We start from the raw sequence: 26921 nt of genomic DNA, 5'->3' as shown, positions 1-26921 counted from the left end.
CTGCGTCGTTGCCGGGCTCGCAAAGACAAAAACAACGCGGCTACAAAAAGCGACTTTACCTCAACCGCGGTTGAGGTTGTAACAGTTCCGCTTCCCAATGTTGTGCAAAGGAAGTGTCGAGAATGACTTCAATCGACGACGAGGCAACGGCCGGCGGTCGTTTATCGCGGCAAGATGCATCCGGCTGGCGAGAGTTGCTGAGGCCTCGGCACCTGACGGCCACGACGACACTCTGCCTGGGTGTGGCGCTTTTTGCATTCAACGGATTCTTCGTTTCGACATCGCTGCCGACGGCCGTCGTGGAGTTCGGCGGTGCTGCGCTGCTCTCCTGGGTCTTTACGCTCTATCTCGTTTTCGCAATCCTCGGCGGTACCCTGGCGGCCAATTTGAAGTCGCGGTTCGGGGCACGCAACGTCCTTGTGGCCGCTGCATTCGCCTTCGTCGCCGGGACTCTCATTGCGACGTTTGCAAGCAATATGCAGACCGTTCTCGTCGGGCGGCTGTTTCAAGGGTTGGGCGAGGGGATCATCGCTGCGGTCTGCTATGCGCTGATACCGGAGCTTTTCCCGCCACGCCTTGTCCCGAAGGTATTCGGCGCCGAAGCCATCGTCTGGGCTGCGGCCGCTTTCGCCGGACCGCTGATCGCCGGAGCGCTGACAGAATATTGGAACTGGAGGGCGGCCTTCTTCGTCAATGTGCCAGCGGCGGCGATATTTATCGCCCTTGCTTTGGCGATCGTGCCGCCCAGCGAGAAGTCCGCTTCGAACACGACGCGCATTCCGATCAGGCGCGTGCTGGCAGTTGGCGCCGGAATCCTGCTGATCTCGATCTCGAACGCGGTAGAAAACGAACTCGCGATGGCCACCCTGCTTCTGTCAGCAACGGTCATTCTCTACGCCACCGTCCACATCGACCGGCGATCCGAACACGCTTTGTTGCCCTCAGACGCATTCGCCACGAACAGCGCTCTTGGAACCGGCCTTTGGGTGGTGCTGTTGATGCCGCTGGCACAGGCATGCGGTTCGGTCTACCTGGTCTACGCCCTGCAGCATCTCTGGGATCTTGGACCCACCGCGGCAGGTTTCGCCAACGCTGTCATGGCCCTATCCTGGAGCCTGACCGCCGTTTTCGTCGCCAGCCTGCGGGCACGAGAGTTGCGCGATGCGCTGACCTGGACGGGGCCCTTGTTGCTGAGCATCGGGCTTGCCCTGCTGACGCTCTCGGTCGGCGGCGGTTATTTCTGGGTGGTCTTTCCGAGCCAGTTCGTAATCGGCGCCGGCTTCGGACTTTGCTGGGGAACGTTGAGCCAATTGTTGATGGAGGTGTCGCCGCCCGACGAACGGGACAAAACCTCTGCACTCCTGCCGACGCTCCAATCCGCAGGCTATGCGATCGGAGCGGCAGTCTTCGGGCTGGTTGCAAACGCTCGTGGCTTTGGCGAAAACGCAACGGATGCCGCGATCAGCGATGCGATGCTTGCCGTTTTCGCGGTGGGATGTGCAATCGCCGTTCTGTCGTTCTACTTCGGAATCCGGACCCTGCGCCTGATCACGCAAAGCGAATGACAAGGTGGCGCGTCAGCCTGCCTGAAGTCTGAATATGCGCGCCCCTTTTTGTGGGCGCGCGTATTCAAGTCGGGATCAGAAATAGCTCTGCAGCGGACGGACCTCGAGGTTTCCTGCCTTGAGCGCCTTGATCGCAAGTGCCGCTGCTTCGGCGCCGGCCATCGTGGTGTAGTAGGGCACCTTCTGCATCAGGGTTGCACGGCGGAGCGATTTCGAGTCGGAGATCGCCTTGTTGCCATCCGTCGTGTTGATGACGAGCTGGACCTGCCGGTTGCGGATTGCGTCCTCGACATGCGGCCGGCCTTCGAGAACCTTGTTGATCTTGGTTGCGGCGATGCCGTGCTCGCCGAGGAAGCGCGCCGTGCCGCCGGTCGCCATGACCTTGAAGCCGATGTCGGCGAGAACGCGGATTGCCGGCAGCACGCGCACCTTGTCTTCATCGCGAACGGACACGAATACCGTTCCATCGCGCGGCAGATCTACACCCGCGCCGAGCTGCGACTTGGCGAAAGCGAGCGCGTAGTCCGTGTCGAGACCGATGACTTCGCCGGTCGAACGCATTTCCGGTCCGAGCAGCGTGTCGACGCCGGGGAAGCGAGCGAAGGGGAAAACCGCCTCCTTGACGGCGATGTGCTTCAGATTGCGCGGATCAGGCTTTTGGCCATAGGCGGCAATCGCCGTCTCCAGCGCTTCGCCCGCCATGACACGTGCAGCGATCTTCGCGATCGGCGCGCCGATGGTCTTTGCCACGAACGGAACCGTGCGCGACGCGCGCGGGTTCACCTCGAGCACGTAGATCGTGCCATCCTTGATGGCGAACTGCACGTTCATAAGGCCGCCGACATTGAGCGCCTTGGCAAGCGCGGTCGTCTGGCGTTCGAGTTCGTCGACAAGCTCATTGTCGAGTGTGTGAACCGGCAGCGAGCAGGCGGAGTCGCCGGAGTGAATGCCAGCTTCCTCGATATGCTCCATGATGCCCGAGACGAAGACCTCGTTACCGTCACAGAGGCAGTCGACGTCCACTTCGGTTGCATTCGTCAGATAGCTGTCGAAAAGCAGCGGGTTCTTGCCGAGCAGCGTGTTGATCTGACCGGTCTTGTCGTTGGGATAACGCTGCTTGATGTCCTCCGGCACGAGCCCCGGGACGATGTCGAGCAGATAGGTCTGCAGCATGCTCTCCGAATGGATGATCTGCATGGCGCGGCCGCCGAGAACATAGGACGGACGCACGACCAGCGGGAAGCCGATTTCCGCGGCGACGAGGCGGGCCTGCTCGACGGAGTAGGCAATGCCATTGTTCGGCTGGTTGAGATCGAGCTTCATCAAGAGCTTCTGGAAGCGATCGCGGTCCTCGGCAAGGTCGATCGCGTCGGGAGCCGTGCCGAGGATCGGAATGCCATTCTTTTCCAAGGCCTCCGCCAGCTTCAGCGGCGTCTGACCGCCGAACTGCACGATGACCCCGTGCAACGTGCCGTGTTCCTGTTCGGCGCGCATGATCTCGATAACGTCTTCCGCCGTCAGAGGCTCGAAGTAGAGCCGGTCGGAGGTGTCGTAATCGGTCGAGACCGTTTCCGGATTGCAGTTGACCATGATCGCTTCATAGCCGGCGTCCTTCAGCGCGAAGGCGGCGTGGCAGCAGCAATAGTCGAACTCAATGCCCTGGCCGATGCGGTTCGGCCCGCCGCCGAGAATGACGACCTTCTTGCGCTCGGAAACCTGGGCTTCAGAGCGCGCGGCGCCGGCGAAGGGCGTTTCGTAAGTCGAGTACATGTAGGCAGTCGGAGACGCGAACTCCGCCGCGCAGGTATCGATGCGCTTGTAGACCGGGCGGACGTTCAGCGCATTGCGAAGTTCCGCCACTTCCTTCGGGCGCTTGCCCGTGAGCGTCGCGAGGCGGGCGTCCGAGAAGCCCATGGCCTTCAGCATGCGCAGGTTCTCGGCGTCCTGCGGCAGACCGTGCTCGCGAATGCGCGCCTCCATGTCGACGATTGCCTTGAACTGGGCGATGAACCACGGATCAATCTTGCAGGCCTCGTGCACGTCCGCCTCGCTCATGCCGAGGCGGAGCGCCTGGGCGACCATGCGCAGCCGGTCCGGCGTCGGCGTGCCGATCGCCGCGCGGATCGCGTTGCGGCCGTCGCCGTTCTCGTCGAAGTCCGGAATGTCGATCTCGTCGAGACCGGTGAGCCCCGTTTCGAGACCCCGCAGCGCCTTCTGCAGCGATTCGGCGAAAGTGCGCCCGATCGCCATGACCTCGCCGACCGACTTCATCGCGGTCGTCAAGGTCGGCTCGGCGCCCGGGAATTTTTCGAAGGCGAAACGCGGGATCTTCGTGACAACATAGTCGATCGACGGTTCGAAGGACGCCGGCGTCGCGCCACCGGTGATGTCGTTCTCCAATTCGTCCAGCGTGTAGCCGATCGCCAGCTTGGCGGCGATCTTTGCGATCGGGAAGCCGGTCGCCTTGGACGCCAGCGCAGAGGAGCGCGACACGCGCGGGTTCATCTCGATGACCACAAGTCGGCCGTTTTCCGGGTTGACGGCGAACTGGACGTTCGATCCGCCGGTCTCGACTCCGATCTCGCGCAGCACCGCGATCGAGGCGTTGCGCATGATCTGGTATTCCTTGTCGGTCAAGGTCAGCGCCGGCGCAACCGTGATCGAGTCGCCCGTATGCACGCCCATCGGGTCGATGTTCTCGATCGAGCAGATGATGATGCAGTTGTCCGCCTTGTCGCGGACGACTTCCATTTCATATTCCTTCCAGCCGAGAACCGATTCCTCGATCAGGACTTCCGTCGTCGGCGACGCATCCAGGCCGCTGCCGCCGATCTCGAAGAATTCCGAACGGTTGTAGGCGATGCCGCCGCCGGTGCCGCCGAGCGTGAAGGAGGGGCGGATGATCGCCGGCAGACCAACATCGTCGAGCGCCTGCGCGGCAATCGCCATGGCGTGGTTGAGATAGCGCTGCTTGCGGTCGCCTTCGCCGAGGTTCCACTGGTTCTCCAGTTCGTCGAGCGCCGTGTCGAGTTCCGGACCGGCAAGCCGCGCTTTCAGCGCCGCGCGCTGCGCCTCGTGCGCCTTGCGATCCTGGTCCTTGATGTCGGTCGCGTTCGCAAGCCGAGATTTCGGCGTCTCGAGACCGATCTTCGCCATCGCTTCGCGGAAAAGGGCGCGATCCTCCGCCTTGTCGATCGCTTCCGGCTTGGCGCCGATCATCTCGACGTTGTAGCGGTCGAGGACGCCCATGCGGCGCAGCGAAAGCGCCGTGTTGAGCGCCGTCTGACCGCCCATCGTCGGCAGCAGCGCATCCGGGCGTTCCTTGGCAATGATCTTGGCGACCACTTCCGGCGTGATCGGTTCTACATAGGTGGCGTCCGCGAGCCCCGGGTCGGTCATGATCGTCGCCGGGTTGGAATTCACCAGGATGACCCGGTAGCCTTCTTCCTTCAGCGCCTTGCAGGCCTGGGTGCCGGAGTAGTCGAATTCACATGCCTGGCCGATGACGATCGGCCCCGCGCCGATGATGAGGATCGATTTGATATCTTGGCGCTTCGGCATGGGCTCTCATCCGTTTCTAGCTGCGCGAAAAACCGGCCAGGTTGGGAGGTCACCGGCCGGGCGCGCATTTATGGTCTTTTCAGGCTAGAAGCGGCTTATAGGCAAATGTTTCTGCAAGCGGAACCCCGAAAATTTCTGAATCGACAATAAAGCGAACATATTTGCGATAGCCGTCTGCATACCCGTGGGACGAGCATGGGAGATGGGAAAGGCAAGCGGATTGCCGGCACCGCTGGACCAGGCTTCACGCCTCCGCGATCGTCGCCAAGGCGAAAAAAGACCGACCGGATGAAACGAGACCGCCGCGATAGCGTTTTACAAGAATCGTCGCTCAGGCATATAAATCATTCAATGCATTAAGCACCGATGCGACGCCTGGAGGAAAAGATCATGGAATGGAAGGGCCGCCGCCAGTCCGGAAACGTTGAAGACCAGCGTGGAGCGGGCCGCGGAGGCGGTCTCGGAGGCAGCCCATTCGGCCGCGGCGGCGGGTTCCGCTTGCCGGGCGGAGGTGGCATGCGTCGCGCCGGCGGGGGATTAAGTTTCGGCACGATCATCTTTCTCGTCATTCTCTATTTCGTGCTCCGGGCCATGGGCATCGACATGCTCCAGGTCCTGGAGGGCGGTGGCCAGATGAACATGCCCGGCTTTGAGCAGAGCGACGGTTCGCGGGTGCCACAGGGCTCGGCCGAGGAAGAAGAGATGAAAGCCTTCATGGCGACGGTGCTCGCCGAAACGGAAGACACCTGGAACGGTATCTTCCAGGCGAGCGGCGAACAGTATCAGGAACCGAAGCTGGTGCTGTTCAACGATTCCGTCCGTTCGGCCTGCGGCTTTGCCTCCGCCGCCTCTGGCCCGTTCTATTGCCCGGGCGACCGCAAGGTCTATCTCGACATGAGCTTCTTCGACGAACTCGCTCAGAAGTTCGAGGCCGCCGGCGATTTTGCCCAGGCCTATGTGCTGGCTCACGAAGTCGGCCATCACGTGCAGAACCTGATCGGCGTCTTGCCTAAATTCAACCAGATGCGACAGCGCATGAGCGAGGTCGAGGCAAACCAGATGTCGATCCGCGTCGAACTGCAGGCCGATTGTTTCGCCGGAATCTGGGGCAAATACACCGAGCAGAAGGGGCTGTTGGAGCGGGGCGACCTCGAAGAGGCGCTGAACGCCGCCACACAGATCGGCGACGACACGCTGCAGAAGCGCATGCAGGGCTATGTGGTCCCGGAAAGCTTCAACCACGGCACCTCGGAGCAGCGGATGAAATGGTTCCAGCGCGGCTTCGACAGTGGCCAGATGTCAGCTTGCGATACCTTCTCCGGATCCGTCTGATTGAGGTACCCGGACCGGCCGCTTAGGGCCGGCCCGGACAATTCCGTTCAGTCGTGTCGCTCGCTATCGAGATGCATAAGGTGCGCCTTCGGATAACGGGCACCAGCCGCAGCATCTCTCGGCACTGCACGCTCGATCGCCGCCAAGTCGTGGGCCTCGAGGCGAACCGCCGGCGAGCCGAGCGCTTCGGCAAGCCGGTCCCGGCTCCGCGCCCCCACAAGCGGCACGATATCGGCACCTTGCGCGACCACCCAGGCGATGGCTATCTGCGCGACGGTAACGCCTTTTGCGTCTGCAACGCGGCGCAGAGCTTCAACGAGGGCCAGGTTCCGATCGACGTTGCCTTCCTGGAAACGGGGGCTGACGGCGCGGTAATCACCAGACTTTGCCGCATCCTTCCGCCAATGGCCACTGATCAGGCCGCGCGATAGAACGCCATAGGCCGTGACGCCGATACCAAGCTCACGGCATGTCGGAAGGATTTCCTTCTCAATCCCGCGAGAGATCAACGAATACTCGATCTGGAGATCGACGATCGCATGGACAGTCGCCGCACGCCGGATCGTGTCGGGGCCGACTTCCGAAAGGCCGATATGACGAACATAGCCAGCCTTCACCATATCGGCGATCGCACCGATGGTATCCTCGATCGGCACATCGGGATCGAGGCGGGCCGGCCGATAAATGTCGATGTAATCGACGCCCAAGCGCTGCAGCGTATAGGAAAGGAAGTTGCGTACGGCCTTCGGGCGCCCGTCGTAACCGATCCACGCGCCGGCAGCGTCTCGCAACGCGCCGAACTTCACGCTCAACTGCACCTGATCGCGATTGCGACCCTTGGTTGCTCGAACGCCTGTCGCCGGCGCTTGGAGAGATCGCCGGAGCGCTCGATCAGGTGGGAAGCCTCCGTGGCAGCCCTGCAGGCGCGCTCAGGCTTAACGTGCCGGCAATCGTCGCCCGCGAAATCCTGCCGCCGCTTGTCGGTCGGTTCCTGAAGGACAATCCGGCAATTACGCTGGAGGTGACAGCAGAGGATGGCTTCATCGATGTTCTCGCCGCCGGATTCGATGCCGGCGTGCGCTACGAGGAAAGACTTGAGCGAGACATGATCGCCATCCCGATCGGCCCGCGCGTGCAGCGTTACGTCACCGCCGCTGCCCCGGATTATCTTGCCCGGCATGGCATACCACAACACCCGCGCGACCTTCTAGAACACGCCGCTATCCGTCACCGTTTCCCAAGCGGCGTTGCCTTGACGTGGGAGTTTGGAGAAGGCGATGCCGCCCTGACCATCGCACCGCCTGCAGTCATTCTGGCCAACGCGATCGATCTCGAAGTCGGCGCAGCGGTTGACGGTCTCGGAGTGATTCGAACATTCGAGGAATTTCTGGCACCGGAGATCAAGGCAGGGCGGCTCGTGCCAATTCTCAACGAATGGACAACCAGTTTCCCAGGCCCGTTCCTGTACTATGCCAGCCGTCGTCATATGCCGGCACCGCTCAGGGCTTCGTCGATTTCCTGAAGGCGGAACAGCGGCGTTCGGAGCAGTAACGCCGCAAGCAAGAAGCATCAGCGGACGCGATAGCTTCGATCATAAACTTTGAAATGTTCACGCATTGTTTCGTTTTTGACAATGCGATACACCTTAATTGGTGACGTCGTTCACGTTCTGTCTCCACACTGGCGATGGACAGCGGGGAGGGGCTTCATGCTCGACAGGAAATTCGTGCGGCGCGGACTATTTCTCGTCTTTCTCATCCTCTTTCTCGACATCATGGGCATCGCCATCATCGTGCCGGTGCTGCCGACCTATCTCGAGGAACTGACCGGCGCCAACATCGGCGAAGCGGCTATCGACGGCGGCTGGCTGCTGCTCGTCTATTCGGCGATGCAGTTTCTATTCGCGCCGCTGATCGGCAACTTGAGCGATCGCTTCGGCCGGCGACCGATCCTGCTTGCTTCCGTTCTCACCTTCGCGATCGACAACCTGATCTGTGCGCTTGCAACGAGCTACTGGATGCTTTTCATCGGGCGCGTCCTCGCCGGTATTAGCGGTGCGAGCTTCGGAACGGCGTCGGCCTACATTGCCGACATCAGCGACGACAGCAATCGAGCAAAAAATTTTGGCTTGATCGGCATCGCCTTCGGCACCGGCTTTGCGCTCGGTCCCGTCATCGGCGGCTTCCTTGGCGAGTTGGGCCCGAGAGTACCGTTCTACGGCGCCGCCGCTCTTTCGTTCCTCAATTTCATTGTCGGTCTGTTCCTCCTGCCCGAGACTCTTGACCGCACAAACAGGCGGCGCTTCGAGTGGTGGCGCGCCAACCCGCTTGGCGCGCTCAAACAGATGCGCAACTATCCCGGCATCGGCTGGATTGGTCTTGTCTTTTTTCTCTACTGGCTGGCCCATGCGGTCTACCCCGCTGTCTGGTCGTTCGTCTCGTCCTATCGTTATGGGTGGAGTGAGGGGCAGATCGGATTGTCGCTCGGAATCTTCGGCGTGGGCGGAGCGGTGGTCATGGCCGTTGTCCTGCCGCGCGTCGTAACGAGGTTCGGAGAACGACGAACGGCCGCGCTCGGTCTCGTCTTCACCGCGCTCGGAATGGCCGGTTATGCCGCCGCGTGGGAGGGATGGATGGTGTATGCCGTCATCGTCGCGACTGCACTTGAAAGCCTGGCGGATCCGCCGTTGCGCAGTATCGCCTCGGCGCATGTCCCGCCGTCGGCCCAAGGCGAATTGCAGGGGGCGCTCACCAGCATTTCCAGCATCACGACAATCGTCGGGCCGCTGATCTTTACGCAAATCTTCGGATATTTCACGAGCCCGGCAGCGGTGTACTCGTTCTCCGGTGCGCCCTACGCCTTGGCGGGCTGCCTCATTGTCGCAGGCCTAACGGTCTTCCTGCTGCGCGTGCGGCCTGTTCCTCACAAGGCATTCCGGGAGGGCGTGCCGAAACCGACGCAGGCCTAGATCTTGCGCCTGATGGCGAGAAAGGCAACGCCTTCATATTGATCAAATTTCTTGATCGTTCGATGAAAAATTGAGCAGTCAGGCCTTTCCCGCTGGCACTTTCTTCGGTGCTGCTCTATCTCGGGTAGTTCTTCCACCGAGTTTGCAGCCGATCTGCCGGAACAGAACGGGATGAGGAAAAATGTGAGCGGTCTTCCGCCCGCATCCCGCTCTAACTTTTTCAAAGCGATGACGTTTACGATTTTGGATGCTTCCAAGGTCATGAACGTGATCTGGAGCCAGGTTTTCCCATGCTGACCACGAACACGAGCCAAATGCAGCTGCAGAACGACAATTCGTGGAGCAACCACTATCGTGCGAGCTTCTATCTTGGCGTGCCCTTCATCGGCGCGCAGCTTGCGCAACTGGCGATCAATACGACCGATGTGCTGATGGTCGGGAAGCTGGGCGCTACCGAACTCGCAGCGATCATCCTTGCAACCCAGGCCTTCTTCACGGTCTTCATCTTTGGCAGCGGCTTTGCCAACGCCGTGGTACCGATGGCCGCGCAGGCACAGGGCCGCGGCGACAAGGTTTCCGTCCGCCGCTCAGTGAGGATGGGGATGTGGGTCGTGCTGCTCTACGGCGCCCTCACAGCGCCGCTCCTCTGGATGGCGGAACCTATTCTTCTCTTTGCCGGCCAAAAGCCGGAAGTCGCGAAGCTCGCCGGGGAATACCTGCATATCGCGCAATGGGCTATTTTTCCGAGCCTCATCTTCATGGTGCTGAGGGCGTTCCTGAGCGGTTTGGAGCGGGCGGGAATAATTCTCTACGTGACGCTTGTGACACTCGTTCTCAATGCGCTGCTTTGCTACGTGCTGATCTACGGGCATTTCGGCTTTCCGGCGCTCGGCATCTTCGGTGCCGCCCTCGCAGCCCTCGGCGTCGCCTTGCTCGGCGCCGCACTCGCGATCGCTTACATCCGCAGCCGCCCGGAGCTGAACCAATACGAACTCTTCGTGCGCTTCTGGCGACCGGACTGGCCGGCTTTCCGCGAGGTCATCTATCTCGGCGTTCCGATCGCCTTGACGATCCTTGCCGAAGTGAGCCTGTTTACGGCCGCATCGCTGCTCATGGGCAATATCGGCACGAAGGAGTTGGCCGCTCATGGCATCGCGCTCCAGTTTGCCTCGATCGCATTCATGATTCCGCTCGGTCTTGCGCAGGCTGGCACAGTGCGCGTGGGCCTGGCCTACGGAGCCGGCGACATGCTGGGTGTCAAGCGGGCTGCCATCGCCGTACTCGTCCTCGGCTGCGCCTTTGCCGCCGTCGGCAGCACGATCTTTGCTCTTTTTCCCCATCAACTCGCCGCGCTTTATCTCGACACGAGCCGGGCGGATGCGGCGGAGGTCCTCGCCTTCGCCGGTCCGTTGATCGTCATCGCCGGCGCATTCCAGTTGGTCGACGGGTTGCAGGCGATTGCCGCGGGCATGCTGCGTGGTCTCAAGGATACGACGATACCAATGATTCTCGCGATGATCTCCTATTGGGCGATCGGCTTCCTCTGCGCCTGGGCATTCGCTTTCCCGTTGAACTTCGGCGGCGTCGGCGTCTGGTTCGGTTTTGTCCTCGGGCTGGCGGCGGCAGCTGTGTCCCTGAATTGGCGCTTCTTCCATCTGCTTCGTTCGATGCAGAAAAGGCTCGCGTAAACCAGCGGTTGTCTTTGCGCTGAAAGGCGGGAATCCTGCAGCACCGTCGGCGTGACGGATGCGGCTGATTCTCTCGCCGCGGCAGCAGATTCGGGGATTCTGGATGCGGAGATTCACACGTCGCGGCCTGCTGATCGGCGCTTCAGCCGGCGCCGGCGCGGTCGCAAGCCATCAGCTATGGCGGTCATCTAGCCACGCCGGACCGGCTTATCCGCCCAACGGGACCGAATCCCACGGGGGCGCCGTGGTACTCAACGACGCCAGCGAATTATCGCCAACCGCGGTGGCCCGCCACATTGTCGTCGATGACGACCCGAAGGCCGCCGTCGTGGAGCGGATCAGAGGACTGATCGCAGAGGCACGCAGCGAGGGCAGGGCGGTTGTGGCAAGCACTGCGCGTCATTCGATGGGCGGACAAAGCCTCGCGAGAGACGGCACGGCGCTGACGCTCGACCAGCGCTGGCTGGAGGCAGACACAGCAGCGAAGACATACCGTGTGGCCGCTGGGACGCGATGGTCGACAGTCATCGCCAAACTGGACGCCTTCGGCTTTTCACCCGCGGTCATGCAGTCAAACAATGACTTCGGCGTCGCCAGCACGTTTTCGGTCAACGCGCATGGCTGGCCCGTGCCCTTCAGCGGCTGCGGCAGCACCGTGCGCTCTTTCAGAATGCTGTTGGCCGACGGCAGTGATGTCCACTGCTCGCGCATCGAGAATGCCGACCTCTTCAACCATGCCATGGGTGGCTATGGCCTCTTCGGCGTGATCACGGAAGTCGAACTCGACATGGTGCCGAATGCGTTGCTCGAACCGACATTCGAGCGTATGCCGGCGAGCGAAATCGGAACCCGCTTCGCCGCGTTGCTGAGATCGGACGCGACTGTGCAGATGGCCTATGGCCGTATGGATGTCTCGCTCGACCGTTTTTTCGACGAGGGGCTGCTGATCAGCTATCGGCCGACCACGGATCAGAGCGTCATCCCCATTGCCGTCGGCTCCGGCTTCATCAGCCATGTCTCGCGCGAAATCTTCCGTGCCCAGGTCGGTTCCGACGGCATCAAGCATCTGCGTTGGTGGACCGAGGCCAGCATTAATCCGTGGATTGCTGCAACGGCCACACGAAACAGCCTGATGAACGAACCAGTGATAACGCTCGACGACCGCGATCCGGCACGCACCGATATCCTGCACGAATATTTCGTTTCGCCTGCGCGCTTCGCGGAATTCGTCGCGGCATGCCAGGAGATAATTCCCGCCTCCTATCAGCAGCTCCTCAACATCACGCTGCGCTTCGTCGACACGGATCGCGATAGCGTGCTTGCCTATGCGAGCGAGCCGCGGATCGCCGCCGTGATGCTCTTCTCCCAGGAAAAAACCGCGCGGGCGGAGGCCGATATGGCGCGCATGACGCGTGACTTGATCGAGCGCGTCATCGCGATCGGCGGCAGCTATTATCTGCCCTACCGGCCGCATGCCTCAGTCGACCAGCTGTTGCGCGCCTATCCGAGGGCGGGCGCATTCGCGGCCAGGAAACGGGAATTTGACGCAGATTGCGTCTTCCGCAACAACCTCTGGGACCAGTATTTCGCAGAGCTCTGAAAGGATCATGATGGGTAAGCTTCGCTGGATCGCCTTGGGCTACATGGTCGCGCTGCTCGCTGCCGCATCGCTCAATTACGTCCCCGGCCTTACCGACAGCCAGGGGCGGGCCTTCGGCATATTCGCTCTCGATATCTATGATGATCTGCTGCACATCGCCTCCGCCGCCTGGGCGGGCATTGCCGCCTTCCTTTCAAAGCATGCAGCACGCAACTTTCTGCTTTATTTCGGCGTCCTCTATCTCTCGGACGGTCTGCTCGGGCTTCTGACCGGATCCGGCTATCTGGACCTCGGGATTCTGACTTACGGCATCCAGGACCTGCCGTTTTCCTTCAAGATACTCGCCAATCTTCCACATATCGCACTTGGTGGCTTTGCCGTCGCCTCCAGTTTCGCCTTTGCGCACGAGGCGCGGTGATGAGGATCGTCTGGAAAGGCCTTAAATGGAGCATCCTCGCGCTGTTGCTGCTTGTGATCCTGATCGCAAGCCCCGTGGCCTACATCGAGGGCTTCTGTCACGGCGAGCCGGTGGAGGACGCGTACACGCCATTGATCAGCGACCCCGCCTTCAGGCGGCATGAAGCCAACACCTATCTGACCTATCCGGAATGGCATATCGTCTATGCCTATGACGGCCTCGCGGAAGCGTTGAAGACCGGCGACGAACATGCCTTCGACTATTTTTCGAGCGTCAAGGGCTTTTGGACATCGACCTGCGCGCTCACGCGGATCGCCGACGAACACGGCGGCGCAGACAGCCAGACGCGCGTGATGATCTACACGATCGGCATCAGCTTCAATCTCGAAATGGCGTTGAAAGCCGCCTACGAGGAGACGATCGGCCGCATGACGGCTTTGCTTCGAGGTGAAAAGAAAACGCCGCAGGATCAGGTCGCGGCCGGCATGGCGGCCGACTACGCAGCGTTCCTGCGGCAGACGCCGTGGTATCGCTATTCCTTCGATCGTGAGATCGGCAAACTCTGGGATGCACCGATTACCGATCCGGTTCGGGGCTGGGAACGACGCCTGGCGCTGTCCGGGGAATGGCGCGCAAAGGTCGCCTACGCCAGAATGATCGAAAGCGCGGTAGCGGCGACGGCGACGGCGAAGCTGGAGATCCGCAGCATCATATCCGGTCTGCCAGCCGACAGACTGTCGGACATTCCATGGGTCAAGGTCGTCCGTGAAAGTGACGATGGCGTGGAGATCGAGACGCCGCGCTATGCGCTGTTCACGAAGGTTCTGACAGACATTGCGCAAAGGGGCGGAACGATCCGAGAAATCGCCGGCAACGACGATATCATGGTCTCAGTGACGGTCCCCGCCGGAGAGACACCGGCCTTCGCGATCGGGGAGGCGATCGCTCGGGTCAAGCGCGGCGGTTTCGCGACGGAGCGGCTCCTGCTCGGCCTGAAGGTCGAGCAGCTCGCGGACCTCCTCCGGCAGACGCCGACCGACGACCCGGGCCTTGAACATGTTTTCGATTACTAAAGCCAGGGCGTTCCTTCTGACGGCGGCTGCCATCCTGTTGTCATGGTATGCGGCATCTGCCGTCCTCTTTGCCGTTCGTGAAGAGGGCAAGGCGGCGATTGTCCTGCTCCCGGCCCATGGTCTTTCGCCGAACGGGCTGCCGCCGGGCGTTTCGATCCTGAAATGGGGGCGCTATTTCGCCGTTCTGGCCTCCGATAAGGCCGGCTATGTTCCTGCCCTTTATGCCGCTGGCGCCCTGATCGTGCTGCCGTCACGAGCCGGTGGATGTCTCAGCTTGAGACCTCCGGCCGCACGATGACAAGAAAAAGCCGGACGGGCAGGGGAGGCCGTCCGGCTTACAAGAGCGACCTCATCAGGGGAAGATATGAGGCCGCTTATCTTCGAACTTCGCGAAGGAAGTTCCTGGAGGCATTTACAGTTTAAAAGCCGCTCTCTTGCTTGCGCCGGTCATGGGCCTCGTTGCGAAGCGCCTGGATCGCAGCGACAGACATCGCGAAAAACATCGTCATCGAAAACAGGGCAAGTCCCATGGCCGCACTCCTTTCAGTTTCGTAGAAACGGTATGTCTCCAAAAAAAGTTCCGTTCATTCTTGCCTCACGGTACAACTTCCGGTGTGAAACCATCTTGAACACTGCATTCATCTAGCATTCATTCTTTCCTCCATGCTGTTTCCGAGGGAACAGGCGAAAAGGCGGGTTGCGTCACCCTTGCGGTCAGCGGCGGTCCGTGACAAAAGGCTTCACCAAATGGAACAGGTAAGATGACCACGGCTTTCTATCCCGGCTCCTTCGATCCGATGACGAACGGGCATCTTGATGTGCTTGTGCAAGCACTGAACGTTGCCGCAAACGTCATCGTGGCGATCGGCATTCATCCGGGAAAAACGCCGCTCTTTTCCTTCGAAGAGCGCGCCGACCTCATCCGTCGCTCGCTGAACGAATCTCTGCCTGAAAGGGCAGGTGATGTTGCCATTGTTTCGTTCGATGATCTGGTAGTCGATGCGGCCCGCCGTCACGGCGCGACCCTGCTCGTGCGCGGCCTTCGCGACGGCACGGACCTTGATTACGAGATGCAGATGGCGGGCATGAACCGGCAGATGGCTCCGGACATCCAGACACTGTTTTTACCGGCGGGGACCGCATCCCGGCCCATTACAGCCACATTGGTCCGCCAGATCGCGTCGATGGGCGGCGATGTCAGTGCTTTCGTGCCCAATGCGGTTCATGAGGCGCTGCAGGCGAAGCGCAAGGCCTGAACGCGCGGACAGCTCACACCACTCAGGGAGAACCCATGAAAATCCTCCAATTCGCTTTTGCCGGCGCCCTGGCGCTCGCCACGTTGACGGGGGCTGCCTTTGCGCAGTCCGGCGACAATGTGATTACAATTCAGCTCAAGGACGGCCCGGTCGTGGTTGAGTTGCGCCCGGACATCGCACCGAAGCACGTCGAGCAGATCAAAGCGCTCGCTGGCGCAGGCGAATACGACAACGTTGCCTTTCATCGCGTGATCAAGGGCTTCATGGCGCAGACGGGCGACGTGCAGTATGGCGATATGGAGCAGGGCTACCAGGCTGAACTCGCAGGAACGGGCGGATCGTCCAAACCCGACCTGCCGGCCGAATTCTCCGATGTGCCGTTCGAACGTGGTACAGTCGGCATGGCGCGCTCGCAGGATCCGAATAGCGCCAACTCGCAGTTCTTTATCATGTTCGCGCCGGGCGACTTCCTCAACGGCCAATATACGGTCGTCGGCAAGGTGGTCGAAGGCATGGAGAATGTCGACAAGATCAAGCTCGGGGATGATGCCAACAACGGCGCCGTCGCCGATCCAGACCGTATGATCAGCGTCAAGGTCGGCAAGTAAAAGTCAAACAGAAGGAGAAAAACCATGGCCGAGATCAAGGATCCGGAAAACACGATCATCATGGAGACCACGAAGGGCAGGGTCGTGATCGAGCTTCTGCCGGACGTCGCTCCGGGTCATGTCGCTCGTATCAAGGAGCTGACGCGCGAGGGCGCCTATGATGGGGTCGTGTTCCATCGAGTGATCGAGGACTTCATGGCACAGACCGGCGACGTGCAGTACGGCAAGACCGGCGGCGAACACTTCAATCCGGGCCGCGCAGGCATGGGCGGCTCTTCCAAGCCCGACCTGAAGGCCGAGTTCTCCGACAAGAGCCACGTGCGTGGCACGTGCTCGATGGCCCGCAGCCAGATGCCGAACTCGGCGAACTCCCAGTTCTTCATCTGCTTCACCGATGCTCCCTGGCTCAACAAGCAGTATTCGATCTGGGGCCAAGTGATCGAAGGCATGGAGAACGTCGACAAGATCAAGCGCGGCGAGCCGGTGCGTGATCCCGATACGATCGTGTCGATGCGGGTTGCCGCCGACGCCTGATTTGCGCTAATGCACAGACCCGCCCCGTCGCGTGAAAAGGCGCCGGGGCGGGTTTGCTTTTGTCTGACACGATCGATGCGCGTAGACCTGTTTGATTTCGACCTGCCGGAAACTTCCATCGCGTTGCGGCCCGCAAACCCGCGCGACAGCGCCCGCATGCTTGTCGTGCGGCCGGAAGGCGAGCCGGTCCTCAGCGATCACGGCGTTCTCGACCTGCCGTCATTCCTGCGGCCAGGGGACGCACTGGTTTTCAATGACACCAAGGTGATACCGGCGCAGCTCGAAGGCATCCGCAGACGCGGCGAAGAGATCGTGACACAAGTCTCGCTGACGCTGCATATGCGGGTCGCACCCGACCGTTGGAAGGCTTTCGCGCGACCTGCACGCCGACTGAAACCCGGTGATCGGATCTCCTTCGGCCACGGCGGAAACAGCTGCCTGCTCGGGGTGCTTGATGCGACGGTCGAGGAAAAGGCCGACGCGGGCGAGGTCACACTTCGCTTCGACCTTTCGGGACCGGCGCTCGATGAGGCGATCATGGCCGTGGGACACATCCCCCTGCCACCCTATATCGCTTCCAAGCGCCCTGACGATGCGCGGGATCGAACCGACTATCAGACCGTCTATGCGCGGGAAGAAGGGGCAGTCGCCGCCCCGACTGCAGGACTGCATTTTACCGAACGCCTTTTCGCAAAGCTCGACGAGGTTGGCGTCGAGCGCCACTTCGTAACTTTGCATGTGGGTGCGGGGACCTTCCTGCCGGTCAAGACTGATGACACCGACGATCACGTGATGCATGAGGAAATCGGCCATGTGAGTGCGGCGACTGCGAGAAGCCTCAATGCGGTGCGGGCGAGGGGCGGGCGCATCGTCTGCGTCGGCACGACGTCGCTTCGACTGATCGAAAGCGCGGCAACCAAAGAAGGCGAGATCCGGCCCTGGTCGGGTCCGACGGGCATCTTCATCACCCCGGGCTATCGCTTCCGCGCGGTCGATATGCTGATGACCAATTTCCATCTGCCGAAATCGACGCTCTTCATGCTCGTTTCGGCCTTCGCCGGGCTCGATACGATGCGCGCCGCGTACGCGCATGCGATCGCCACCGGCTACCGCTTCTATTCCTATGGCGATTCAAGCCTGCTTTTCCGGAAAGACTAGATGACCGAGACGTTCCAATTCAAGCTGCTGGCAACCGATGGCAAGGCGCGCCGAGGCGAGGTTTCGATGCCGCGCGGAACGATCCGCACGCCTGCATTCATGCCAGTCGGAACTGTTGGCACGGTCAAGGCCATGTATCTCGACCAGGTGCGCGAACTCGGTGCCGACATCATCCTCGGCAACACCTATCATCTGATGCTGCGTCCCGGCGCGGAGCGCGTTGCGCGGCTCGGCGGACTGCACAACTTCATCCGCTGGGAACGGCCGATCCTGACGGACAGCGGCGGCTTTCAGGTCATGTCGCTCTCCAGCCTGCGCAAGCTCGACGAGAAGGGCGTAACCTTCAAGAGCCATGTGGACGGCGCGCTCTATCACATGTCGCCGGAGCGCTCGATCGAGATCCAGGGGCTGCTCGACAGCGATATCCAGATGCAGCTCGACGAGTGCGTGGCGCTGCCCGCCGAACCCAACGAAATCGAACGGGCGATGGAAATGTCGCTGCGCTGGGCCGAGCGGTGCAAAGTGGCGTTCGGCGACCAGCCGGGCAAGGCGATGTTCGGCATCGTGCAGGGCGGGGACATCCCGAAGCTGCGCGAGCGCTCGGCTCTTGCTCTAACTGACCTTGACCTCAAAGGCTACGCCGTGGGCGGCCTGGCCGTCGGCGAACCGCAAGACGTCATGCTCGACATGCTCGACGTCACATGCCCGGCACTGCCCGCCGAGAAGCCGCGTTACCTGATGGGCGTCGGCACGCCAGACGACATCCTGAAATCCGTCGCGCACGGCATCGACATGTTCGACTGCGTCATGCCGACCCGTTCCGGCCGCCATGGCCTGGCCTTCACCCGCTACGGCCGCATCAATCTGAGAAACGCACGGCACGCCGAAGATACGCGCCCGCTCGACGAGCAATCGTCCTGCCCGGCAACGCGCGACTATTCGCGGGCCTATCTGCACCATTTGATCCGCGCGAACGAATCGCTCGGCGGCATGCTGCTCAGCTGGAACAACCTGGCCTATTACCAGGAACTGATGGCGGGCATCCGCCAGGCGATCGAGGAGGGGCGTTACGCCGACTTCATGGCGGAGACCCAGGAAGGCTGGAAGCGTGGCGACTTGCCGCCCGTCTGATCCTCGTCTGTCGCCATATCAAAGTTGGGGACCCGACGCGGTCTGCAGCATCATGACGCCATTGATCTTGTAGCTGCCATCCGGCTGCTCGACGAGATCGTAGATCGCCGTCCAGTCCTTTCCGTCCGATCCCGAAATCAGCACCTCCTGGAACACCTCGTCGCCAAGCACCTTCGACCGGCCGAAGGCGAAGTTTCCCGGGCGGTAGAGATGCTGATAGCTGCGCTTGACCATCTCGAAGAAGACGATCTTGTCCGGGAATTTTGTCCGGATGGCCGGCGAGGCGAAGGAGTAGGCCGTATCGGCATCATCTTCCAGGAATGCCTTGATCTGAGCGCGTATAACGGATTGCACTGTATCTACAGGTTCATCGGCGAAAGCAGCACCCAAACAGATTGAGAACGTAAGACAGAGTGCAACAAAAACGATCCTGACCATTACAGGCCTCCATCCCGCCCTTGGTCGCCAAACCAAGGATAGCCCTCATGCTCACGCCGGTAAGTGCATGCGGCCGTGAAATCGCGAATTGTTTTTCGCTAATATGTAAATATATGCATTATTTCAAATCGATACAACATCATCTTAAACCACGACAGTAGATATCATAACTTCGTGATGCAACACGAAACGCGTTGATGAGATCGCCGTCTCTCCGCCACCAGAAACGCCCCCAATACGCAGCACAGCAGGGCAAGGGACGATGGCAGCCCCTGATGCCCGGTCAGTTGCATCGCCAGTCCTGTCGCGGGCGAGCCCACGATGCCGCCGATGCCCCATACGAACGCGAAGGCCGCGTTTCCGGCGATCAAGGCTTGACCGGTAAAACGCTCGCCGAGTTGGATCAGCGACATGGTGTAGATCCCGAACGAGACGCCGCCCCAGAGGAAAACGACCGGCCAGATGAGCCACAAGTTGAAGACCGACGGCAGCAGCAGGCAGCCGGCCAGCGACGCGAGCGCACAGGATAACATGGTCCGCGTCGAGCCAAACCGTTCGGCCGCGCGTCCGAGCAAGATCTGCAGCACGGCATTGCCGGCGATGAAACAGGTGATGAGCGAAGCGATGCGCTCCTCGGCGCTGCCGAGCGCGGCGCCATAGACCGTGAGCAAGGAAAGCAGGATCTGCTCGAAGGCGGCAGCGGTGAAAACCGCAAACAACAGGAGCGGCGCCAGTGCGAAAAAGCCGCCGACCGATGTTGCCTCGCCTTCATGCGGCATCTTCGGCAGGCGCGGCACGACCGCAAGCACGATCAGGCCGCAGAGAAGGAAGGCCACGATGCCGACCATGAAGGGCGGCCAACCCCGCGTGCCGACCACGCCGAGCGACAACGGGCCGATGGCGAAGCCACCCGAAACGATCGATGAATAGAGGCCCATGATGCGGCCTCGCCGCGGCGCGGGCGCGATCGAGATCAGCCAGGTTTCGCTGATCACGTAAAGCGGATTGGCGAAGAAGCCGAGCAGGAAACGCAGCGGCATCCAGATCCAGACTTCCTGCCTCGAGGCAATCGCGACCAGGGTGAGCGCTGCCAGGATCGAACACAGGATTGCAAGCCGCCCGCCGCCCGCGCGCCGCACGAGCGCCGGAATGAAGGGCGCGGATACAACGAAGCCCAGCGGCGTCATCGCCGCCGACAAGCCGATCAGGCTGGGCGCCGTCCCCTGCCGCTCCAGGATGAAGCTGAGCAGCGGATAGGTCAGCCCCTGTGCCACGGCGAACACCGTGACCGTTGCGATGATGCCCGCCATTGCGCCCCAGGGGATCCGGCCCTCCGGCGGTGATGTCGTGCTGTGCAAGCGCCGGAGAACCACTGCCGCACGCGGAAACTGGCGATCCGGTGTCATTGGAGCATTCGCCTTATAAAGGGTTTGATACTTGCCAGAAGGGCTTGGCGATCTCTGCCTCGACCTGCTGTCTTGTCAGACCGATATCGTCGATCAAATGAGGGTCGTCCTTCAACTTTTGCTCAAGTTCCCAGCGAAAGCGTATCCGCTCGCTCCAGGTCGCGATAATGCTTCGCAGGGTGGCCAGGCTGTAGTGCCGATGCGGCGTTCCCGGCCGCGCTGCCTTATGCGAGGCCAACGCAAGGGTCGGAGTATCGTTCATGGCAACCTCCATATGGTTTGAGGGGCCGAAGGCCCTCGACCCGAAAGAGGATGAATTCTGCAGGACACGAACAGCGTCGTAATTAAGCTCTCCCAAAAAGTTCTCAAAAACTTCCAAAAGGACTATAGATCGCCGTATGCAGGGATCGCGCTTTGCCTTTGGTCCGTTCGTGCTTGATTCCGGTGCGGGAACGCTCCTTCGGAACGATGATCCCGTTGCCGTTGGCTACCGCGGGCTGAAGCTTCTTGCGGCGCTCGTCGGACGGCCCGGCGAAATCCTGAGCAAGGCCGAGTTGATGGACGCGGCGTGGCCGGGCACGGCCGTCGAGGAAGGCAATCTCACCGTCCAGATCGCGCAGCTTAGGAAGCGGCTTGGTCCTGCCGCCGACGGCGGTGAATGGATCTCCACGGTTCCGCGCGTCGGCTACCGCTTCACGGGCGCCATCGAACAGCTCGGCGGCGCGAAACGAAAATCTTTGCCGCTGCCCAGCAAACCGTCGATAGCTGTGCTGCCCTTCGTCAATTTCAGCAATGACCCCGAGCAGGAATCCTTCGCGGATGGGTTGACCGAGGACCTGATTACCGACCTGTCGAGGACCTCCGGCCTGTTTGTCATCGCGCGCAATTCCGCCTTTGCCTACAAAGGAAAGGCGATGGACGTGCGCGGGATCGCACAGGACCTTGGCGTGCGCTACCTGCTGGAGGGCAGCGCAAGACGCGCCGCGGGGCGCGTGCGCATCAACGCCCAGCTGGTCGACGCCGTAAGCGGCGAGCATCTATGGGCGGAGCGCTTCGATCGCAGCCTGGAAGATATTTTTGCCGTTCAGGACGAAGTCACCGGCAAGATCGTGGAGGCGTTGCTTGGCCGGCTGCGCGCACCGCCGCCGCGCAATCGGCCCAAAGATCTCGAGGCTTACGATCTCTGCGTGAGGGCGCGCAAGCTGATCGACGATTCGCCACAGACGGCGCGGGAAGCGCATCTGATGCTCACGCGCGCGGTTTCGCTCGATCCGGGTTATGCCGAGGCCTATCGCTGGCTTGCCATGAACCACTGGATGCGATGGGTGCATTGGGGCGAACCAATTGAACCTAACCGCAGCGTTGCTTTGGAACTGGCGCGCAAAGCCGTAGCGATCGATCCGAACGATGCTGGCTGCCGCTGGGTCCTGGCTAACCTGCTTGCATATGAGCGCAACTTCGCCGAGGCGGATGCGGAATTCGCCAGGGCGATCGAGCTCGATCCGAATGAGGCCGACACCTGGGCGACATTATCCGACATCACGGTCTTGGCCGGGCGGGTGGAGGAGGGCATGGAGCACATTCGCAAGGCGTTCCGGCTGAACCCGTTTCCGGCAAGTTGGTACTATCTGACGCTCGGCCAGGCGCAATATGCGGCCGGCGAGTACGAAGCCGCTGTCGAGACGCTACGCAGGGACGAGACTTATCGTACAAGCTCACGCCGGTTCCTGGCGGCAAGCCTTGCGCAACTCGGTCGGCTCGACGAGGCGCGCGCAGAGGTCGAACTATTCCTTGTCGGCAACCCGCATTTCACAACCCACCACTGGGCCACGACGGAGCCGTTCCGCGACGCTGCGACGCTTGAGCATTTCGTTGATGGCTACCGCAAAGCCGGTCTTCCGGAGTAACGCGCCGGTGTCATCTCGTAACGGCACCGTCGCATGACCTACTCCTCAAAGCGACTCGTGGCGTCACGATCACGGTCATATCGCCTTGAGAGCGGAAACGGCGGCAACCAGGACTCGCGACGGATCGTCCAGAGTTCGTAGGTTGGCTTCAGTTGGTCAGGAGCATCCAAGGATCCCAGGTTCACTTCGATTTCGTCTGCGGCGCGCGCGAAAACAGGCGAGCCGCAGCGCGGACAGAAAAACCGCCCGGCGTAACCGCGTGTTTCGCCATCGATCGTCACCGCATCCTGAGGGAATATCGCGGAAGCGTGAAAAAGCGCCCCATGATGCTTGCGGCAGTCGAGACAGTGACAGAGGCCAACCCGGTTTGGGCGTCCCGACGCCACAATTCGGACATTGCCGCAGAGGCAACCGCCCGTGAATCGGTCCATGCTGAGTCTCCTCTAATTCAAGCGGGCGGAATTTTTACAACGAACAGGACTGTAATCGCAATTGCCCCTGCAGGCGGGGACGCCTCGTTCCTCCATATTGGCGATGGTCGCCATCTGAGCTTACGCAGCCGCCGACGATGCTCTTTGCTTGTCGTCGGCAATGCCGTCGTAATAGCCGTTGCATTTCGAAATTCGGCATCATGAAAGGTATTGCGCTTCAGCTCGCAATAGATCGTCGACTGATGCCGACCGAGTTGCCGGGCGATCTCAGCACCGGATGCTTGCATTCTATGAGTTGGCGCGACGGGCGGTCGGGAGGGGTGAGCTGCGATGCGACATGTTCTCTAAGCAGAAGCCACTGTCTTTATTGGCATGCCGCACTTCAAATCAGAATGCACCCGACTATATGCATTTATCGCATAAGATAGATTATGGAACTACCGGCACGAGCCGATCCTCACGAAATCAACGCCTTGAAGCCGTTCTCTAATATCTGACTTTACGCTTCTTCAGCGGACGGCATGGCGATGTCGAACTCAAGCCGCATCATGTCATAGGCCGGCTCGACATGATCCGGCGTTTCGTTCTGCAGCGTTTCATAGTCCAACGGCACATGCATGTGCGTCAGCACGGCACGCTTCGGCTGAAGCCTTGCGATCCAGCCAAGCGACTGCACCAACGACAGATGACTTGGATGGAATTTGTATTGCAGCGTGTCGAGGACCAGCAGATCGAGATCCTCCAGCTTTCCGACAGTTTCCGGCGGAAAATCGCTCACATCGCTGCAATAGGCAAAATCGCCAATCCGGAAACCGAGCGAATGGGTATTGCCGTGAAACTGCATCAACGGCGTGAACAAAATCGGCCCGCCGGCGCCGTGAACGGTAACCGGCGAAAGATCTTCGGTGATGAGATGCGGCTCCACGATCGGCGGATAGCCGCTTCCTGGCGGCGATTCCACGCAATAACGAAATCTCTCGCGGATTGCGCTCATCGTGAAAGCGTCCGCCCAGATCGGCACACACCTGCGATCTTCGATTACGAAGCCACGAAGATCGTCGATCCCGTGCAGATGATCGGCATGAGCATGCGTGTAAAGCACCGCGTCGATGTGGCGAACATCGGCGGCAACCATCTGGGTGCGGAAGTCCGGGCCGGTATCGACAACCACGGTCGTCTTGCCGCCGTCCGGCGCGAACTGCTCGACAAGCAGCGCCGCTCGCAGGCGGCGGTTGCGCGGATTTGACGGATCGCAGGCACCCCAATCGCCGGTGATACGCGGTACCCCTGGTGAGGAACCGCATCCGAGGATTGTGAAAACCCGCCGAAACGCCACGTCAGAGCCTCGGCATTTTTGAGAAGATGCGCAAGGCGTTCTCCGTCGTAATTTGCGCAATTTCCTCCATCGAAACGCCAATCGTTTCGGCCAGGACCTCCGCCGTATGCGCGACAAAGGCCGGCTCGTTGCGCTTACCGCGGAACGGTTTTGGCGCGAGGTAAGGTGCATCCGTCTCGACGATCATCCGATCGTGCGGGATCGTCTTCGCGATATCCCTGATCTCCTGCGACTTCGGAAAGGTCAGGATGCCGGAAAAGGACACGTATCCGCCAAGCTCGACGCCGACTCGCGCAAGCTCCGGACCGGACGAGAAGCAATGGAGGAGGAAAGGGAAGGTCCCCTTCCCGCTTTCCTCGGTCAGGATCTCGGCCATGTCTTCGTCAGCCGAGCGGCTGTGGATCACCAGCGGCAGCCCGGTTTCGCGCGCTGCCGCAATGTGCCGCCGCAGCCCTTCAGCCTGAGCGTCGCGGGGTGCGTTGTCGTAGAAATAGTCGAGACCCGCCTCTCCGATCGCAACCACCTTCGGATGTCCGGAGAGCCGAACGAGATCTTCCGTGGTGATGTCAAGCTCCTCGTCGGCGTTGTGTGGATGGGTCCCGACGGAGCAAAAGACGTTCGGATAGGCTTCGGCGATCGCGAGGATCGTGTCGAACCGCTTCACGCGCGTCGAAATCGTCACCATTTGCGTCACGCCGGCCGCACTTGCGCGCTCGATGATCGTGTCGCGCTCAGCCTCGAAGTCCGGGAAGTCCAGATGGCAATGGGTGTCGATCAGCATTCGTTTGCACTCGCTTACGCTTCCGGCGCCACGTAGCGTGGGAAGACCGGCTTCGGTGCCTCGAGCGGCGTTCCGGAGACGAGGCGTCCGGCGTCGCCGAGATGAGCGAAATCACGCTTGTCTGCCGGTACGGCCACGAGGTCGAGAAGCTTGCCTGCCGATTCCGGCATGAAGGGCTGCAGCAGGATCGCAATCTGCCGCACGACTTCGGCGGTGACGTAAAGCACCGTCGCCATCCGCTCCGGATCCGTCTTCTTCAGCGCCCAAGGCTCCTGACCCGCGAAATAGCGATCGGTTTCGGAAACCACAGCGATGATCGCGGCGAGCGCGCGATGGATAAGCTGCTTGCCCATATCATCACGGGTCGTTTCGAGCAGGGCATCGGCAGAGGCCAACATGGCCTTGTCCTCGTCAGAGAGCGGCCCGCAAACCGGAACCTGGCCGTCGCAGTTCTTCACGATCATCGACAGCGAACGGCTGGCGAGATTGCCGATACCGTTGGCGAGATCGGAGTTGATGCGTGTCGCTATCCCCTCCTCGCTATAGCTGCCGTCCTGGCCGAAAGAGACTTCGCGCAGAAAGAAGTAGCGAATCTGGTCGAGGCCGAAGTGTTCCACCAGATTGAACGGATCCACGACGTTGCCGAGCGACTTCGACATCTTCTCGCCCTTGTTGAGCAGGAAGCCATGAGCGAAGACCCGCTTCGGGAGCGGCAGGCCGGCGGACATCAGGAAGGCCGGCCAGTAGACGGCATGGAAGCGGATGATGTCCTTGCCGATGACATGGATATTCGCCGGCCAGAATTTTGCACGCGGCCCGGTCGGATCGGTCAGATAGCCCGTCGCGGTGATATAGTTCGTCAACGCGTCCACCCAGACATACATGACGTGGGCCGGATCGTTCGGCACCTTGATGCCCCAGTCGAAGGTCGTGCGCGAAACAGAGAGATCCTTCAGGCCCGACTTGACGAACGAAATGACTTCGTTTCGCCGCTCGGCCGGGCCGATGAATTCCGGGTTCTCTTCGTAGTGCTTGAGGAGTTTCTCCTGATAGGCGGAGAGGCGGAAGAAATAGCTCTCCTCCTCCACCCACTCGACGGGGGTACCCTGCGGCCCATAACGCACGCCGTCGTCGCGCAGCTCCGTCTCGTTTTCCTGATAATAGGCCTCATCGCGGACGGAATACCATCCGGCATAGGAATCCTTGTAGAGATCACCCGCCTCTCCCATGCGGGTCCAGATTTCCTGCGAGGCCTCGTGGTGACGTTTCTCGGTCGTGCGGATGAAATCGTCGTTGGAGGCGTTGAGAAGCACGGCCATCTTCTGGAATTCGGCCGAGTTGCGGTCGGCAAGCTCCTGCGCGGAAATGCCTTCCTTCTTCGCCGTCTGCTGCATCTTCTGGCCGTGCTCGTCCGTCCCGGTCAGGAAGAAAACCTCGCGCCCGTCCAGTCGCTGATAGCGCGCCATCGCATCCGTCGCGATCAACTCGTAGGCGTGGCCGATATGCGGCCTGCCGTTCGGATAGGAAATCGCGGTGGTGATGTAGAAGGGGGAGGTATCTCTCATGATGGGCTTCGATATGTCTCGGATCAGGAACTAGTGGCAGCTATTAGCGCATCGCCTTCAGGTAGGGAACCGCTGGCGCCCAGAAAAAGCCCATTTGACGCCAAGCGCGGCGCCATAAAGCAGGCAGCCGGTTGACACATGCCACAAATTGGAACAAACACGGAA

23 protein-coding genes and 3 pseudogenes are annotated in these 26921 nt (G+C 61.0%); 15 read left to right on the top strand and 11 right to left on the bottom strand.

Annotated elements, in window-relative coordinates; all coding sequences use genetic code 11:
• The first annotated feature begins 122 nt into the window (after positions 1–122).
• Positions 123–1565 carry an MFS transporter gene (locus tag QN224_RS13595; RefSeq protein WP_283977116.1) on the top strand — a complete coding sequence of 481 codons (1443 nt, stop codon included), beginning with the start codon at positions 123–125 and terminating at the stop codon, positions 1563–1565.
• A 75-nt stretch (positions 1566–1640) separates the two neighbouring features.
• Here the strand turns inward: QN224_RS13595 and carB are convergent, their stop codons facing one another.
• Positions 1641–5126 carry a carbamoyl-phosphate synthase large subunit gene (carB, locus tag QN224_RS13590; RefSeq protein WP_283977115.1) on the bottom strand — a complete coding sequence of 1162 codons (3486 nt, stop codon included), beginning with the start codon at positions 5124–5126 and terminating at the stop codon, positions 1641–1643.
• A 390-nt stretch (positions 5127–5516) separates the two neighbouring features.
• Here carB and QN224_RS13585 point away from each other — a divergent pair, with 390 nt between their 5' ends.
• A complete protein-coding gene (locus QN224_RS13585) occupies positions 5517–6458 on the top strand; it encodes a neutral zinc metallopeptidase (protein ID WP_269283617.1) in 942 nt (313 codons plus the stop codon).
• A gap of 47 nt (positions 6459–6505) precedes the next feature.
• Here the strand turns inward: QN224_RS13585 and QN224_RS13580 are convergent.
• Positions 6506–7297, bottom strand: a pseudogene (locus tag QN224_RS13580) (aldo/keto reductase); the annotation flags it as partial.
• Between the two features lie 2 nt (positions 7298–7299).
• Here QN224_RS13580 and QN224_RS13575 point away from each other — a divergent pair.
• Together QN224_RS13575 and QN224_RS13570 are read left to right on the top strand one after the other, a co-directional pair.
• Positions 7300–8009, top strand: a pseudogene (locus tag QN224_RS13575) (LysR substrate-binding domain-containing protein); the annotation flags it as partial.
• Between the two features lie 157 nt (positions 8010–8166).
• Complete coding sequence (locus QN224_RS13570; RefSeq protein WP_283977114.1) at positions 8167–9426, top strand: TCR/Tet family MFS transporter; 1260 nt, start codon at positions 8167–8169, stop codon at positions 9424–9426.
• Here the strand turns inward: QN224_RS13570 and QN224_RS13565 are convergent.
• Positions 9423–9689 carry a hypothetical protein gene (locus QN224_RS13565; RefSeq protein ID WP_283977113.1) on the bottom strand — a complete coding sequence of 89 codons (267 nt, stop codon included), beginning with the start codon at positions 9687–9689 and terminating at the stop codon, positions 9423–9425. The genes QN224_RS13570 and QN224_RS13565 overlap by 4 nt on opposite strands.
• Positions 9690–9716: 27 nt before the next feature.
• Between QN224_RS13565 and QN224_RS13560 the strand changes: the two genes are divergently transcribed.
• The 10 genes from QN224_RS13560 to tgt all read left to right on the top strand — a co-directional run bounded on the left by QN224_RS13560 (position 9717) and on the right by tgt (position 18892).
• Complete coding sequence (locus QN224_RS13560) at positions 9717–11114, top strand: MATE family efflux transporter (protein WP_283977112.1); 1398 nt, start codon at positions 9717–9719, stop codon at positions 11112–11114.
• A gap of 103 nt (positions 11115–11217) precedes the next feature.
• Entirely contained in the window at positions 11218–12714 is a 1497-nt protein-coding gene (locus tag QN224_RS13555) for an FAD-binding oxidoreductase (protein WP_283977111.1), read from the top strand.
• A 7-nt stretch (positions 12715–12721) separates the two neighbouring features.
• Positions 12722–13132, top strand: coding sequence for a DUF4383 domain-containing protein (locus tag QN224_RS13550; RefSeq protein WP_283977110.1), 411 nt, complete (start codon positions 12722–12724; stop codon positions 13130–13132).
• Positions 13132–14205 carry a hypothetical protein gene (locus QN224_RS13545; RefSeq protein ID WP_283977109.1) on the top strand — a complete coding sequence of 358 codons (1074 nt, stop codon included), beginning with the start codon at positions 13132–13134 and terminating at the stop codon, positions 14203–14205. The genes QN224_RS13550 and QN224_RS13545 overlap by 1 nt, the downstream gene beginning before the upstream one ends.
• Positions 14189–14503, top strand: a complete 315-nt coding sequence (locus QN224_RS13540; protein ID WP_283977108.1) for a hypothetical protein — start codon at positions 14189–14191, stop codon at positions 14501–14503. The genes QN224_RS13545 and QN224_RS13540 overlap by 17 nt, the downstream gene beginning before the upstream one ends.
• A gap of 463 nt (positions 14504–14966) precedes the next feature.
• On the top strand, positions 14967–15461 hold the full coding sequence (gene coaD / locus QN224_RS13535; RefSeq protein WP_283977107.1) for a pantetheine-phosphate adenylyltransferase: 495 nt from the start codon (positions 14967–14969) through the stop codon (positions 15459–15461).
• Between the two features lie 35 nt (positions 15462–15496).
• Positions 15497–16069 carry a peptidylprolyl isomerase gene (locus tag QN224_RS13530; RefSeq protein WP_269283637.1) on the top strand — a complete coding sequence of 191 codons (573 nt, stop codon included), beginning with the start codon at positions 15497–15499 and terminating at the stop codon, positions 16067–16069.
• A 24-nt stretch (positions 16070–16093) separates the two neighbouring features.
• On the top strand, positions 16094–16603 hold the full coding sequence (locus QN224_RS13525) for a peptidylprolyl isomerase (protein ID WP_173512975.1): 510 nt from the start codon (positions 16094–16096) through the stop codon (positions 16601–16603).
• A 75-nt stretch (positions 16604–16678) separates the two neighbouring features.
• Positions 16679–17761, top strand: a complete 1083-nt coding sequence (gene queA / locus QN224_RS13520) for a tRNA preQ1(34) S-adenosylmethionine ribosyltransferase-isomerase QueA (RefSeq protein WP_283977106.1) — start codon at positions 16679–16681, stop codon at positions 17759–17761.
• Positions 17762–18892, top strand: coding sequence for a tRNA guanosine(34) transglycosylase Tgt (tgt, locus tag QN224_RS13515; RefSeq protein ID WP_283977105.1), 1131 nt, complete (start codon positions 17762–17764; stop codon positions 18890–18892). It abuts the gene before it with no gap.
• An 18-nt stretch (positions 18893–18910) separates the two neighbouring features.
• Here the strand turns inward: tgt and QN224_RS13510 are convergent, their stop codons facing one another.
• The 3 genes from QN224_RS13510 to QN224_RS13500 form a co-directional block, all read right to left on the bottom strand.
• Positions 18911–19330 (bottom strand): DUF4864 domain-containing protein, encoded by a 420-nt coding sequence (locus QN224_RS13510; protein WP_283977104.1) that lies wholly within the window; start codon positions 19328–19330, stop codon positions 18911–18913.
• A 164-nt stretch (positions 19331–19494) separates the two neighbouring features.
• Positions 19495–20640: an MFS transporter gene (locus QN224_RS13505; RefSeq protein WP_283977481.1), complete on the bottom strand. Its 1146-nt coding sequence runs from the start codon at positions 20638–20640 to the stop codon at positions 19495–19497.
• A gap of 109 nt (positions 20641–20749) precedes the next feature.
• Positions 20750–20998: a DUF1127 domain-containing protein gene (locus QN224_RS13500; protein ID WP_283977103.1), complete on the bottom strand. Its 249-nt coding sequence runs from the start codon at positions 20996–20998 to the stop codon at positions 20750–20752.
• A 136-nt stretch (positions 20999–21134) separates the two neighbouring features.
• Here QN224_RS13500 and QN224_RS13495 point away from each other — a divergent pair, with 136 nt between their 5' ends.
• Positions 21135–22643 (top strand): winged helix-turn-helix domain-containing tetratricopeptide repeat protein, encoded by a 1509-nt coding sequence (locus tag QN224_RS13495; protein WP_283977102.1) that lies wholly within the window; start codon positions 21135–21137, stop codon positions 22641–22643.
• Positions 22644–22681: 38 nt separating this feature from the next.
• On the opposite strand, the gene QN224_RS13490 is transcribed toward QN224_RS13495, so the two are convergent.
• From QN224_RS13490 to metG, 5 genes and pseudogenes are all read right to left on the bottom strand, one after another.
• Positions 22682–23074: a GFA family protein gene (locus QN224_RS13490; RefSeq protein ID WP_283977101.1), complete on the bottom strand. Its 393-nt coding sequence runs from the start codon at positions 23072–23074 to the stop codon at positions 22682–22684.
• Between the two features lie 116 nt (positions 23075–23190).
• Positions 23191–23426, bottom strand: a pseudogene (locus QN224_RS33880) (helix-turn-helix domain-containing protein); the annotation flags it as partial.
• A gap of 147 nt (positions 23427–23573) precedes the next feature.
• Positions 23574–24410: an MBL fold metallo-hydrolase gene (locus tag QN224_RS13480; protein ID WP_283977099.1), complete on the bottom strand. Its 837-nt coding sequence runs from the start codon at positions 24408–24410 to the stop codon at positions 23574–23576.
• A 1-nt stretch (position 24411) separates the two neighbouring features.
• Entirely contained in the window at positions 24412–25191 is a 780-nt protein-coding gene (locus QN224_RS13475) for a TatD family hydrolase (RefSeq protein WP_283977098.1), read from the bottom strand.
• 14 nt (positions 25192–25205) lie between these two features.
• Positions 25206–26756 (bottom strand): methionine--tRNA ligase, encoded by a 1551-nt coding sequence (gene metG, locus QN224_RS13470; RefSeq protein WP_173512966.1) that lies wholly within the window; start codon positions 26754–26756, stop codon positions 25206–25208.
• Between the last annotated feature and the right edge of the window lie 165 nt (positions 26757–26921).

The sequence above is a fragment of the Sinorhizobium sp. 7-81 genome (assembly GCF_030124405.1).
Taxonomy (GTDB): Bacteria; Pseudomonadota; Alphaproteobacteria; order Rhizobiales; family Rhizobiaceae; genus Sinorhizobium; species Sinorhizobium psoraleae.
This window is presented reverse-complemented; position numbering and strand designations above follow the sequence as displayed.